Raw genomic sequence first — 13,962 nt, 5'->3', positions numbered from 1 at the left:
CGCGTCATCTACCACTTCGACAAAGAAGGCACGACCAAGCCCAGATACTCGGTCACCATGATGGCACGCGTCCTTAACGTCAGCAGAGCCGGCTACTACGCCTGGAAGAAACGCCACCACACCCCTGTGGCTGCATCTTCTCCCAGGGGGCGCAGGCTTGCCATCAGTGCCCGCGTCACAGAGCTTTTCACGACCAAGCACAAAGGGTTTGCCGGTGCTCGCACCATTTTTGCTGACCTGGTCGCTGAAGGTATTGACACCACGTTGTACGCGGTGCGCACCATCATGGCGCAGAACAATTTAGTCACGAAGTACCGACGCAAGAAGGTACGCACCACCATTGCGGATCCTGACGCTGACCTGCGCAAAGACTACCTGCGGCGGATGTTTTATCCCCCAGTGCCCACCACGGTCTTGTGCGGAGATATTACGTACCTGCGCACCCGTGAAGGCTGGATGTACCTGGCCACAGTCATGGATCTGGGCACCCGGATGGTGGTGGGCTGGTCGATGGCCGATTCCATGCGCTCGAAGCTTGTGGTGGATGCCTTGACCATGGCCCATGATCGAGGCTTCGTTGCTGGTGATGCGATATTCCACTCGGATAGAGGCAGTCAGTACACCTCAAAGGTGTTCGCTGACTGCGCCGAAGAACTCGACGTTCGCTTGTCTGTCGGCTCTGTTGGCGTGTGCTGGGACAATGCGGTGGCGGAATCCTTCTTTTCCACGCTGAAACTTCACCTGCTGCATGAGCGCAAACAATTCGATTCCAAGCAGCACGCCCGCCTAGAGACACTGTCGTGGATTGAGACGTATTACAACCGACAGCGCCGCCATAGTGCGACCGGCCTCATTCCCGCTGAGGCGATGGCCGATTTCCTGACCCCCAGCCCCGAATTACTCCCCGAGGCCCTTGCAGCCTAACCAAAACAAACGGGTCTAACCGTCAACAAAACTTGACACAGCCCAGGGGTTAAAGGACAAAATGTGTGTCCGGTGGGCGTGTTGTCGGTTGTTACCTCACCCCTGGGTCTTTGGCCACGGCCCCTGAAGTTTCTTACTAAAACCCGGGAAGCATTCCCCGGATCTCGGACCAAAAACAGCGAAATAGCAAGTGTAAAGCCTAAAAAATCACCGAAACCCGGGGAATACTTCCCGGGTTTTACAGGGTTAAGCAACAAAATATGTGTCCGGCCAGGAACTGATGTGTTAACAGTCGACTGGCATAGCCGTTGACGCAACAGAGCAGATCGGACTGTTACCCGATTGGCGTGCTCCATCGGGAGATACCCAACGAGCCTGCAGTATCGGTCATTGCGGTTGAGCCGACAGCATAAGCATAGAAGGCCCGAAAAGATCGCCGCGTGTGTGATCATCTTTGGTTTTGGTGGTCCAAGTGTCACCTGGTAGTGCCGTTGTTTTTGCTTTTGTCCCAGGCAGACGGGGCATCGGGTCGTTTTTTCATCACTGGAGTTGGGTAACCGCACCTGCTAGCAGGAACAATATACAGCACCTGTTTACGTGCCCTGACCTGGCTTTACTGTGGAATTCAGGCACACATTTTGCCTCTTAACCCTGGGTAGCTGTGTGCCCGACCGAAACAACCCAGGTGATAATGCACCGGGCTTGGAAATAGTTTTCTTCCTGCGAGAAGCCCCATTGTGGTTCAGTCCCCATTCCTCCGCTGCGTCGCGGACGCTACGACTGTCGCGGACCAACGAGCACAGCTGCTCAACAACCTCCGCTTTAGGATCCCACCGAGGGGACCCCACACACCTGCAATCACGGTCAGGTGTTTCCACGATCCTAAGGATCCGCCTTGTATCCCAGGAATGCTTAAGGCCCGAGCCCACAAGGGCGTCGGGCCTTAAGCAGCATTAGAGGTTAAGTGGTGAAAATTGGCGTGAGGAAGTCATTAAGAGTGGCAGTATCATCCAGCGCGAAAATTCCCGCAACATATTGGTCTGGACGTACTACTACCACCGCACCGGTGTCTGCAATACCGCGCTCGGGGAAGATACTGTTACCCGGAATAATTCCGTAGATCTTCTCCCAGTACTCAATTCCGAAGCTGCCTACGCGGGGTTTAAATGCCGCAGGAGCACTTGGGATATCGATTTCTGGGTGCTCACTGTTGTAAATCACACGGATGTCGAAAAGCGCGTCCGTGTCACCGTCGACCGGAGTGAAACGCTGCGGTGACTCCGCAGAACCCCACCACGCAGCCCAGTCGTTCACCGTGGTGCCCGCGGCGTCACCAAACACGTAGATTCGCCAGCGACCATCAGCAACGGCCTGGTGCCCGAGGTGGATCGGGTTGCCGTCGGATACCCGGGCGACCTCAGCGGAGCGGAACCGCTTACCCAGCGGGTATCCGGTTGCCAAGGACTGATCGCTGGCACCGTAAGTGATCAGGGAGTCCTCGTACTGTGTCATAAAGCCGGCCGGGAATTCGGCAGTCTTAACGTAGAACTCTTCCAGGAACTTTGGATCCTCAAACTCCTCGGCAGGCTTCGCCATGAGCGTAGACCATTCCTTGTCGAAGTCGATGAGGTTTTGCGCGACCACCTGGCGCTCTGCGGAGTAGGTACTCAGCAAGGACGCAGGGGACAGCCCAGAGATGACTGCGCCCAGCTTCCAGGCAATATTGAAACCGTCCTGCATGGACACGTTCATTCCCTGACCTGCTTTTGCCGAGTGGGTATGGCACGCATCGCCGGTGATGAAGACTCGCGGCGTGCCACCCTTGTCGGAGCAGTCGTCGAAGTGGTCCGTGACGCGGTGCCCCACTTCATACACTGAGCTCCAGGCAACGTTTTTCACGTCCACCATGTAAGGAGCCATGATTTCGTTCGCCTTCTTAATCACAGCTTCGATTGGGGTCTTTCGGATCGCCCCATTGTCACCTTCCGGCACCACGCCGAGATCGACGTACATGCGGAACAAATGACCACCTTCGCGCGGAATGTGAAGAATCGAACCTTGCGATGACTGAATGGCACATTTGGTACGGATATCTGGGAAATCGGTATCCGCCAGCACATCCATCACGCCCCAGGCATGGTTGGCGGCGTCACCAGCAAGCGTTCTGCCGATTGCCTTGCGAACACCAGAACGCGCGCCATCGCAGCCTACGACATATTTGGCTCGGACGGTGCGCTCAACGCCCTCGTTGCTCGGGCCGGTACCACGCAGCGATACGACAACCGGGTAGTCCTCCGCTTTGGTGATTTCGAGGCCGAGGAACTCCCAACCAAAATCAGGCTCCATCCGGGAAGGAGATCGCTTCATAAACGTTGCAAAATGGTCGAGCACGCGCGCCTGATTCACAATGAGGTGCGGGAACTCAGAGATGTTGTTCGGATCGTCCGGGGTGCGTGCGGTACGAATAATCTCGGCCGGATTGTCTGGGTTAGGCTTCCAGAAACACATTTCGGTAATCCGGTAAGCCTCGTCGATGATTTCGTTTGCAAATCCAAAAGCCTGGAACGTTTCGACGCTACGGGCCTGAATACCGTCAGCTTGGCCGATTTCCAACCGGTGTGGGCGGCGATCGATGATTCGGGTGTGTACGTTGGGAAACATGGAGAGCTGCGCCGCTGCGATCATTCCGGCTGGGCCGGTGCCGACAATCAGCACATCCATTTCGTCGGGAAGCTCGGCCGGCCGATTCAGACCGATGCCAGCAGCGGGGAGCGTGCGGGGGTCTTCGGAAACGTACCCGTGGTGGTGGAAATGCATGGAATTACTCCTTAAATGAAACTTCTCGGTCACATGTCGTTGCACGCGCTTGCCGACGCGCTGTGCTGCAGCTCTCAGTTATTGCACACAATCGTATATCATCAATCGCGTTTTGTGTCGCGGATTACAAAACTGCTTATACCTTCGCAAATCCCCGAATAGGGCTCTGTGCTTGTTCTGCTTCGTGATTTGGACCCAGCGGGATTCCTTTGCGCTCCCGAAGTGAGAACACGGCAAACAGGCCAAGAATTGTCATCCCAGCGAGGTATAGCGTGACAGAGGTGGTGGTTCCGGTGCGCTGAACGAGGGCAGCTGCGATGGTCGGGGCGAAAGCGCCTCCCACGATCGAGCCAATCGCGTAGGAAATAGAAACGCCGGAGAAGCGAATTGAGGCTGGGAAAAGCTCTGCGTACAGCGCGGCTTGCTGGCCGTAGGTGAAGCCAAGCCCGATGGTGAGGAAGCAAAGCGCAATGGTGATGTTGGCGATGGAACCGGTGTTGACCATAGGAAATAGCGCGGCTACGCCAGCGAGCTGCAGGAGGAAGCCAACAATATAGGTGTTGCGACGTCCGATAAGGTCAGACACCCAGCCTGCCAAGAGAGTGAACAGTAGCCAGCTTGAAGCTGAGATGGTGACGGCGGTCAGCACCTCTCCGCGCGGCAGACCAATGGGGCCATTAGGGTCAGTGGCGTAGTTCTGAATGTAGCCACCGGTGGTCATGTAGCCAACGGCGCCGTTACCAGCGAAAATGAGGGCGGCAATGCACACCAGAACCGGGTGCTCGCGCAGGAGTTTGGGGATCGGCGCGCTTGCATGTTCGGCGCGTTCTGCAATTTCGGCGAAAACAGGAGATTCCTCGACGCCGTGGCGAATGACAAAACCGATGAGGATGAGCACAAAGCTCAGCAGGAAGGGGACGCGCCAACCCCAGTCGAGGAAGGCATCACCAGGGGCGACTTTTGCCATGATGGCGAGCATTCCGGACGCCATCAGTAGGCCCATGGGAACACCGATCTGCGGGAAGGCGCCGAACAGTCCGCGTTTGTTCACGGGGGCATGTTCCACAGCCATCAGTACCGCGCCACCCCATTCACCACCTGCGGAAATGCCCTGAATAATGCGAAGGAGGACGAGGAGGAGCGGGGAGGCAATGCCGATGGTTGCGTAGGTCGGCAGTACGCCGATGAGGGTGGTGGCGACGCCCATCATGATGAGCGTGATCATGAGGATTTTTCGGCGTCCGATTTTGTCACCGAAATGGCCTGCAAGGAAGGCTCCCAGTGGTCGGAACAGGAAGCTGAGTCCGACCGTGAGGAAGGAGACAATGGTCGCGGCGGCCGGGCCCATGGGACTGAACATGAGCTGCTTAAACACTAGGCCGGCGGCGGCAGCGTACAGGAAGAAGTCGTACCACTCGATGGCGGTGCCGACAACGGTAGCAGCAGCTACGCGTCGCTGCTCGCTGGGGGAGGACGCTGCCTCAGTAGCTGTAGATGTCGTGGGGTGCGCTGTGGTTTGGTCTGTCATGTTGGATCTTTCAATGCGGTTTTGCCGAGCGGTAATTGGGTGATCTGCAACTCAGCCGGTGATTGACGTGATGTAGGTTACTTGCGCAACTACAGGGAATCATATACGATCTTGGCAACGAGTCAAGAAGCAATGTTCAGGAGAGGTTATGTCCCCTACCCCCCAACTTCCGAGCAAACCGGGAAAAATCATTGCCGTACATGTGGCTTTTGAGTCCAGAGCGGCGCAACGTGGCCGTCGCCCTAAGCAGCCCTCGTACTTCATGAAGGCGACCAGTTCGCTCGCGGCTTCAGGTGGTGAAGCAGTGCTCCCCGCCGGGTGTGAACTCATGGCATTCGAGGGTGAAATTGCACTGGTCGTCGGTAAGCAAGCGCGACGGGTGCCGCTCGCTGATGCGTGGTCGTACGTTTCCCACGTCACCGCCTCGAACGACCTCGGCATTTACGACTACCGCGCACAGGACAAAGGCTCCAACACTCGCTCGAAGAGCCGTGACGGCTACACTCCGCTTGGGCCGCAGCTTATCGACGCCCGTACCGTCACCCCGGAAGAGCTCCGCATTCGCACTTGGGTGAATGGCGAATTGGCCCAAGAAGGCGGTACTTCCCAGGAGGATTTGATCTTCCCGTTGGCGCAGTTCGTGGCTGACCTATCGCAGCATATGACGCTAGAGCCTGGGGACATTATTTTGACCGGTACGCCAGCGGGTTCCACGGTGATTAAGCCTGGTGACGTCGTTGAAATCGAGGTCGATGCCCCGAACGCGCCAGGCGCCCCGACCTCCGGGAAATTGACTACCACGGTAGTGGCGGGAACCGAAAGCTTTGATGAAGCACTCGGCATGCTTCCGTACATTGACGACAAGCAACGCGAAGAAGCGTGGGGCTCTCGGGCCGAGGCAGGTCTGCCGGAAGACTCCAATGCGATTCCAGCTCGCCTGCGCGAAATGCTCATGGCCGCACCAACCGCCGGGCTATCTGCCCAACTGCGCAACCGTGGCCTGAACCAGGTCGTGATTGAAGGGGTACACCCACAGACCCCGGGGACCAAGATGGTTGGCGTAGCAAAGACGCTGCGTTTTCTTCCCGGTCGCGAGGACCTGTTTAAGAAGTACGGTGGCGGGTTTAATGCTCAAAAGCAAGCATTTGATTCCGTAAAGCCTGGAGAAGTTCTGGTAGTTGAGGCGCGCTCCGAATCCGGCTCCGGCACCCTCGGCGACGTGTTGGCGTTACGCGCTAAGCACCTGGGCGCAGCAGGAGTAGTCACTGACGGTGGAATCCGTGACTACGCAGCGGTCAAGGAGATCGGGCTGCCGGTGTTTGGTCAGGTAGCCCACCCGGCCGTGCTAGGGCGCAAGCATGTCCCTTGGGAAATGGATGTCGCCATTGGATGTGGCAACGCCACGGTTATCCCCGGCGACGTGATTGTTGGCGATGACGACGGAGTGATTGTCATTCCGCGTGAGATAGCCGAAGAGGTAGCAATCGCCGCGCTGAAGAAAGAACACGAAGATGAGTGGGTTGCTGCACGAGTAGCGGAAGGCAATCCGGTGGACGGGCTATTCCCGCCAGTGGGGAAGTGGAAAGAAGAATTCACCGCCTGGCTGCAGGACAACCCCTACCCGGTGCCCGGGGTGATGAACAATAGAACACATGACTAGCCACGTTGAAGAACTCCTGGAGTCCGGCCTCAGCAAGACCCAAATGGCGTATGAACTCGTCCGACGCAACATCGTCAGCGGTGAATACGCCCCGGGGCACCGCTTGGTGCTCGCTGCCATCGCAGATCTACTACATATCAGTGTGGTTCCGGTGCGGGAAGCGATCCGCCAGCTTGAGGCCGAAGGCCTGGTGGATTTCGAACGCAACGTAGGGGCCCGCGTCGCGATGATCGACCGCAGCGCATACGTAGATTGCATGCATACCCTCGGGGTCCTCGAAGGACATGCCACCGCGCTCGCTGCCGAACACCTCGACGGTGCCACCTTGGCAAAAGCTAGGGAACTCAACGAAAAAATGGAAGCCTCGTTGACAGACCTGCAGCCGACGGAATTCACCACACTCAACCGGAAGTTTCATGAAACCCTCTACACCAGATGCCCTAACAAGCACTTGGTGGAACTAATCGCAACAGAATGGGATCGCCTGAACTACCTGCGGGAATCCACCTTCGCCTTCGTCCCTGATCGGGCTCCGGCCTCGGTCGAGGAGCACTATCAGCTCCTAGGGCTGATCGAGCTGAAGGCGGATCGAGAATACATCGAAAAGCTCGCACGTAACCACCGACTTACGACCATTAATCGATATCTCAACTTAACCTAGAAGGAACACACCATGACCTCACAGCCACAGCACCTCCCAGAGAAGATTCAGCACTACATTGGCGGCAAGTTTGTCGATTCCATTGATGGCGACACCTTCGATGTCCTGAATCCAGTCACCAACGAGGCATACATTCAGGCTGCCTCGGGTAAAAAAGAAGACATCGACGCCGCTGTCGCAGCTGCTACCAAGGCCTTCAAAGAAGGTCCATGGCCAAAAATGCTGCCACGCGAACGCTCCCGCGTGTTGCACAAGATCGCGGACATCGTGGAATCGCGCGAACAGATCCTGGCAGAAATGGAATCCTATGACTCCGGCCTGCCAATCACCCAGGCTCTCGGGCAGGCGCGTCGTGCCGCGGAGAACTTCCGCTTCTTCGCTGACCTCATCGTCGCGCAAAGCGATGACACTTACAAGGTTCCTGGTCGCCAGGTGAACTACGTCAACCGCAAGCCGATTGGTGTTGCGGGCCTGATTACCCCGTGGAACACCCCGTTCATGCTCGAGTCCTGGAAGCTCGCCCCGGCTATCGCTACCGGTAACTGCGTTGTGCTCAAGCCTGCCGAGTTCACCCCGCTGTCGGCTTCCCTGTGGGCCGGAATCTTCGAGGAAGCAGGCCTGCCAGAAGGCGTGTTCAACCTGGTCAACGGCTTTGGTGAGACCGCTGGTGACGCACTGGTAAAGCACCCGAACGTCCCACTGATCTCCTTCACCGGCGAGTCCCGCACGGGCCAAATCATCTTCGGCAATGCCGCGCCGTACCTCAAGGGTCTGTCGATGGAGCTCGGCGGTAAGTCCCCAGCCATCGTCTTCGAGGACGCTGACCTGGAAGAAGCGGTCAACGCCTGCATCTTCGGTGTATTCTCCCTCAATGGTGAGCGCTGCACCGCCGGCTCCCGCATCTTGGTCCAGCGCGGAATTTACGACGAGTTCGTGGAGAAATACGCAGCGCAGGCCAAGCGCGTCAAGGTCGGCCTGCCTTCTGATCCAAAGACCGAGGTTGGCGCGCTGGTTCACCCAGAGCACTTTGAAAAGGTCATGTCCTACGTGGAGATCGGCAAGTCCGAAGGCCGCCTTGTTGCAGGTGGCGGTCGCCCAGAAGGCTTCCCAGAGGGTAACTTTGTCCAGCCGACCGTCTTCGTTGATGTCCCACCAACCGCCCGTATCTTCCAGGAAGAGATCTTCGGCCCAGTTGTTGCCATCACCCCATTCGACACTGAGGAAGAAGCACTCGAACTGGCTAACAACACCAAGTACGGCCTCGCCGCATACGTCTGGACTTCTGATCTCAAGCGTGCCCACAACTTCGCACAAAACGTTGAAGCCGGCATGGTGTGGTTGAACTCCAACAACGTTCGTGACCTGCGCACTCCATTCGGTGGCGTAAAGGCTTCCGGCCTGGGCCACGAGGGTGGTTACCGCTCCATCGACTTCTACACCGACCAGCAGGCAGTTCACATCAACCTCGGTGCGGTTCACAACCCAGTCTTCGGCAAACAGGACTAGCCCTGATCGATGATCACACACCCGACAAAGGACCCCCAAATGACTAACACCATCCCAACCCCCACCTCACCAGCGCCAGACGTCATCCGCTGCGCTTACATGGAAATCGTTGTCACTGACCTGCAGAAGTCCCGAGAGTTCTACGTAGACGTGCTTGGACTCACCGTCACCACCGAGGACGATAACGCTATCTACCTCCGTACCTCCGAGGAATTCATCCATCACAACCTCGTGCTACGCCAAGGCCCAGAAGCCGCTGTTGCAGCGTTTTCCTACCGCGTGCGTACGCCGGAAGACGTCGATAAGGCAGAGGCGTTTTACAAGGAGCTTGGGTGTCGCGTGGAGCGTCGCAAGGAAGGCTTTGTTAAGGGGATCGGCGATTCTGTCCGTGTACAGGACCCACTGGGATTCCCCTACGAATTCTTCTACGACGTTGACCACGTCGAGCGCCTCGCCTGGCACTACCACCTCACCACACCCGGCCAGTTGGTGCGCCTCGACCACTTCAACCAGGTCACCCCAGACGTTCCGAAGGCCGTAAAATACATGGAAGACCTCGGTTTCCGTGTTACCGAGGACATTCAGGACGAAGAAGGCACCCAATACGCAGCATGGATGCGCCGCAAGCCAACCGTGCACGACACCGCCATGACCGGTGGCGACGGCCCGCGGATGCACCACATTGCCTTCGCAACACACGAAAAGCACAACATCCTCGCGATCTGCGACAAACTAGGTGCACTGCGAATCTCCGACCACATTGAACGCGGACCGGGTCGCCATGGCGTCTCCAACGCCTTCTACCTGTACCTTCGCGACCCAGATGGCCACCGTGTCGAAATCTACACCCAGGACTACTGGACCGGAGATCCAGACAATCCCCGCGTCACCTGGGACGTTCACGACAACCAGCGTCGCGACTGGTGGGGCACCCCCGTCGTGCCATCTTGGTACACCGATGCCTCCCGTGTCTTGGACCTCGACGGCAACCTGGTACCACTGGTCGCCCGCACTGATGCGTCCGAACTGGAAGAAACCATTGGCGCAGATGGCTTCTCCTACACTCGCAAAGACGATACGGAAGAGATGCCAAATTGGAAGAAGGGCGAATACAAGCTGGGCCACCAGCTGTAAGCTTCCCTGACACTGCAAGGACAAAACGATGCTGAGTAAAGACCAGATCATTAAGATCGCCGACGACTTAGCCGCGGCGGAACGAAACCGAACCATGATCCCCCGACTGACTGCACAGTACCCGGACATGACGGTGGAGGATTCCTACGCGGTGCAAAACGAATGGCGTCGGCGAGGCATTGAAGCTGGTCGGCGCCCAGTAGGCCGTAAAATCGGCCTGACCTCCAAGGTGATGCAGGAAGCCACCGGCATCACCGAGCCCGACTACGGTGCCATTTTCGAGGACATGGTTTTTGAAAACGGCTCCGAGATCGAGCATGCGCAGTTTTCTAACGTCCGTATCGAAGTCGAGCTTGCCTTCGTGCTGAAATACCAGCTCACTGGCCCAAACTGCACAATTTTCGATGTGCTGCGGGCCACCGAATACGTGGTGCCAGCATTGGAGATTCTTTCTTCCCGAATTGAGATGGAAGGACGCACCATCGTGGACACCATCTCAGACAACGCCGCCATGGGAGGTATGGTCTACGGCGGTAACCCGGTGGCACCGACAGAGGTGGATCTGCGTTGGGTATCCGCACTGCTCTACCGCAATGAAACTATCGAGGACACCGGCGTCGCCGCAGCCGTCCTCAACCATCCTGCTATGGGCGTGGCGTGGTTAGCGAACAAACTGTCCGCCCACGGCGACACCTTACAGCCCGGCGAGATCATTCTTGCGGGTTCCTTCACCAAGCCAATGTGGGTGCAGCCGGGCGACACTGTCCATGCTGATTACGGCACTTTAGGAGCGATCACATGTCGATTCGTCTAGCACCACCATTTCATTCCGGACTCGGGGAAGTCGCTAAAACAGGCCTTTGGGTCTGCTCAGGCTCACCTGTTGCTGCGGAGATCCTCGCAGGCAGTGGGGCAGATTGGCTGCTTATCGACGGCGAGCACTCCCCAATCGGGCTAGAGACCATTGCCTCATTGCTGCGGGCCGTGCAGGGCTATGATGTTGATCCGGTAGTGCGCGTGCCTGTAAACGACACCGCGTTGATCAAACAATACCTTGACCTGGGCGTACAAAACCTGATGATCCCGATGGTGGATTCCGCCCAGGAAGCCGAAGCAGCAGTGCAAGCAATGCACTACCCGCCGCGGGGCGTGCGTGGCGTCGGGTCCGCGCTGGCGCGGTCTGCGCGTTGGAACCGAGTCCCTTCCTATCTCGCGACTGCTTCGGACACTCTGACCTGCATTGTGCAGATTGAAAGCGCGGCAGCGGTGGATCAGGTAGCTGACATTGTGGCGGTCGATGGCGTGGACGCTATTTTCATCGGACCCTCAGACTTGGCAGCGTCAATGGGGTACCTTGGGCAACAAAGCCATCCGGAGGTGGTGGCGGCGGTACACACTGCGATCTCCGCTGCCAAAGCTGTTGGCAAATATGTAGGCGTCAACGCGTTCGATGATGCTCAAGCCCGCGTCTACCTAGACGCAGGTGTTGACTTCATCGCGGTTGGCGCGGATGTTCAGTTGTTAGTGAAGGCCAGTGACGCGCTGGTGGAAAGGTTTAACTGATGAAGGATCTGCTCGCAAAAGTACCTACTGGCCTGCTCATTAACGGTGAGTGGGTGACTGCGACTACGGGTGAAACCTATGATGTGGAAAACCCAGCCACTGGAGAGGTTATCGCAACATTGCAGTCTGCCGGCTCCGAGGATGCAATGAAGGCCCTGGATGCCGCGTGCGCCGTGCAGAAGGACTGGGCGCGTACCCCAGCCCGGGAGCGTTCCGAAATTCTGCGCCGTGCTTTTGAGCTGGTAACGGAGCGTGCGGAGGAGTTCGCAACGCTGATGACGCTCGAGATGGGCAAGCCCCTGGCGGAGGCCCATGGCGAAGTGAAATACGGTGCGGAATACTTGCGGTGGTTCGCGGAAGAGGCGGTACGAGACTACGGCCGCTTCACGTCTGCTCCCGAAGCTGGATTCCCGATGATTACGAAGCGCAAGCCGGTGGGGCCGTGCCTTCTCATCACCCCGTGGAACTTCCCGTTGGCGATGGCAACCCGCAAGGTCGCTCCTGCGGTGGCGGCGGGATGCACGATGGTGCTGAAGTCCGCTCGATTGACCCCATTGACCGCGCAATACTTCGCGCAAACCATGCTCGATGCTGGCCTGCCTGCCGGCGTGTTGAACGTGGTATCCGGTAAGTCTGCTTCCGCGATCTCTAATCCGCTCATGGAGGACTCCCGACTGCGCAAGGTGTCCTTCACCGGCTCCACCCCGGTGGGGCAAAAGCTCCTCGCCAAGGCATCGGAGAACGTGCTGCGTACGTCCATGGAGCTCGGCGGAAACGCGCCGTTCATCGTGTTCGAGGACGCTGATATGGACAAGGCGGTCAAGGGGGCGATGGGCGCTAAGATGCGCAATATCGGTGAAGCGTGCACTGCGGCGAACCGCTTCATTGTGCATGAGAGCGTCGTGGAGGAATTCTCCGAGAAGTTCGCCGCAGCGATCCGTGTGCTAAAGGTCGGAAACGGTCTCGAGGAAGGTGTCACGTGTGGCCCGCTGGTGGAGCAGGCAGCCGTCGATAACGTGGCGGAGTTGGTGGACGACGCGGTGCAGCGCGGCGCCCGCGTCCTGGTCGGTGGCGAGCGGGTTGAGGGCGAGGGCTACTTCTACCAGCCGACCGTGCTTGTCGACGTCCCGAAGGATGCACGCGTGATCCGCGAAGAAATCTTTGGACCTGTCGCCCCGATCATTACCTTCAGCACTGAAGACGAAGCAATCGATCTAGCGAACGACACCGAATACGGGCTGGCTTCCTATGTATTCACTGAGGACTCCAGTCGAATGTACCGGCTGTCCGATGGCCTCGAATTCGGGCTCATGGGCTTTAACTCCGGCGTCATCTCCAACGCCGCCGCCCCGTTCGGTGGTGTGAAGCACTCCGGTATGGGGCGCGAAGGTGCCGCTGAGGGCATCGAGGAGTACACCTCCCTGCAATACATCGGTGTTGAAAACCCATATAGTTAGGGCATGCGCTTTACCCTGCAGATTTTCGCACTGCTCGTTGGGGTGTGCTTCGGGCCGTCGCTGCTACTACTCGGGTGTGTGCTACTTGCCCATCCGAGCCCAGACACTGCGGTTCCCGCCCTCTTCCTCACTTTGTTCATCGCGCCGTTAGTTACGCTCGTGGCAGTGCTCGCTCACATCCGAAAAAGTGAGGTGTCGTGGCAGGAAATCGGAATCTGCAAGGGTAAACGAAGTCTCTGGCATCTGTTGTGGCAGTTGCCGATCGTCATCGCTATCCCGCCGATTGTGCAGATGTTGGTGACGCAAGCCTTCGATCCCAATGCCTCCCCGCCGGAGTCTTCGTTAGATAAAGCTGCCACCTCCGGCGAAGTGCCACTGGGATTGTTGTTCCTCGCTGTCATCTCGTACACCATCGTGACGCCGATCCTGGAAGAAATCGTGTTCCGCGGCGTTTTGATGCGTCAGCTAGGCACCCGGTTCGGGCCGGTGCTCACTGTGGGTATCTCAGCTGCCATATTCATGGCGGTTCACCTAGCCTTCCCCCTGTTCCCAGCCTTGCTAGCCTGCGGGCTGTTGTGGGGATTGTTGCGCCTGTGGCACGGCAACCTGTGGGCGTCGATGATCGCTCACATCGTGAATAACACCCTCGCTACAGCAACTGTGATTAGTCTGCTTTTTCTAACGGTGTAACGGCCAGACGCCTTCGTGTTGT

At 57.8% G+C, this 13,962-nt stretch carries 10 protein-coding genes and 1 pseudogene; 9 read left to right on the top strand and 2 right to left on the bottom strand.

Annotated features, from left to right (window positions below):
* Window positions 1–924, top strand: a pseudogene (locus HW450_RS07000) (IS3 family transposase); the annotation flags it as partial.
* A gap of 960 nt (window positions 925–1,884) precedes the next feature.
* Here the strand turns inward: HW450_RS07000 and HW450_RS06995 are convergent.
* Entirely contained in the window at window positions 1,885–3,741 is a 1,857-nt protein-coding gene (locus HW450_RS06995) for an FAD-binding monooxygenase (RefSeq protein ID WP_182384944.1), read from the bottom strand.
* A 136-nt stretch (window positions 3,742–3,877) separates the two neighbouring features.
* Window positions 3,878–5,269, bottom strand: coding sequence for an MFS transporter (locus tag HW450_RS06990; RefSeq protein ID WP_182384943.1), 1,392 nt, complete (start codon window positions 5,267–5,269; stop codon window positions 3,878–3,880).
* Between the two features lie 148 nt (window positions 5,270–5,417).
* Here HW450_RS06990 and HW450_RS06985 point away from each other — a divergent pair, with 148 nt between their 5' ends.
* From HW450_RS06985 to HW450_RS06950, 8 genes are read left to right on the top strand one after another with little or no spacing between them, the layout of a single operon-like run.
* Complete coding sequence (locus HW450_RS06985) at window positions 5,418–6,929, top strand: fumarylacetoacetate hydrolase family protein (protein WP_182384942.1); 1,512 nt, start codon at window positions 5,418–5,420, stop codon at window positions 6,927–6,929.
* Window positions 6,922–7,590, top strand: coding sequence for a GntR family transcriptional regulator (locus HW450_RS06980; RefSeq protein ID WP_182384941.1), 669 nt, complete (start codon window positions 6,922–6,924; stop codon window positions 7,588–7,590). Before HW450_RS06985 ends, HW450_RS06980 begins: the two co-directional genes overlap by 8 nt.
* A 12-nt stretch (window positions 7,591–7,602) precedes the next feature.
* Window positions 7,603–9,096 (top strand): 5-carboxymethyl-2-hydroxymuconate semialdehyde dehydrogenase, encoded by a 1,494-nt coding sequence (gene hpaE, locus HW450_RS06975; protein WP_182384940.1) that lies wholly within the window; start codon window positions 7,603–7,605, stop codon window positions 9,094–9,096.
* Window positions 9,097–9,135: 39 nt separating this feature from the next.
* Window positions 9,136–10,230 carry a 3,4-dihydroxyphenylacetate 2,3-dioxygenase gene (gene hpaD / locus HW450_RS06970; protein ID WP_182384939.1) on the top strand — a complete coding sequence of 365 codons (1,095 nt, stop codon included), beginning with the start codon at window positions 9,136–9,138 and terminating at the stop codon, window positions 10,228–10,230.
* A gap of 28 nt (window positions 10,231–10,258) precedes the next feature.
* The gene (gene hpaH / locus HW450_RS06965) at window positions 10,259–11,044 is read left to right on the top strand and encodes a 2-oxo-hept-4-ene-1,7-dioate hydratase (protein ID WP_182384938.1); all 786 of its coding nucleotides are present in this window, start codon (window positions 10,259–10,261) and stop codon (window positions 11,042–11,044) included.
* Window positions 11,029–11,793 (top strand): HpcH/HpaI aldolase family protein, encoded by a 765-nt coding sequence (locus HW450_RS06960; protein WP_182384937.1) that lies wholly within the window; start codon window positions 11,029–11,031, stop codon window positions 11,791–11,793. The genes hpaH and HW450_RS06960 overlap by 16 nt, the downstream gene beginning before the upstream one ends.
* The gene (locus tag HW450_RS06955) at window positions 11,793–13,250 is read left to right on the top strand and encodes an NAD-dependent succinate-semialdehyde dehydrogenase (RefSeq protein ID WP_182384936.1); all 1,458 of its coding nucleotides are present in this window, start codon (window positions 11,793–11,795) and stop codon (window positions 13,248–13,250) included. The genes HW450_RS06960 and HW450_RS06955 overlap by 1 nt, the downstream gene beginning before the upstream one ends.
* A gap of 3 nt (window positions 13,251–13,253) precedes the next feature.
* Window positions 13,254–13,940, top strand: a complete 687-nt coding sequence (locus tag HW450_RS06950) for a CPBP family intramembrane glutamic endopeptidase (RefSeq protein WP_182384935.1) — start codon at window positions 13,254–13,256, stop codon at window positions 13,938–13,940.
* Window positions 13,941–13,962: the final 22 nt, after the last annotated feature.

The sequence above is a fragment of the Corynebacterium hindlerae genome (assembly GCF_014117265.1).
Lineage (GTDB): Bacteria > Actinomycetota > Actinomycetes > Mycobacteriales > Mycobacteriaceae > Corynebacterium > Corynebacterium hindlerae.
Note: the sequence above shows the minus strand (reverse complement) of the source record. Positions and strands in the feature narration are given on the sequence as shown.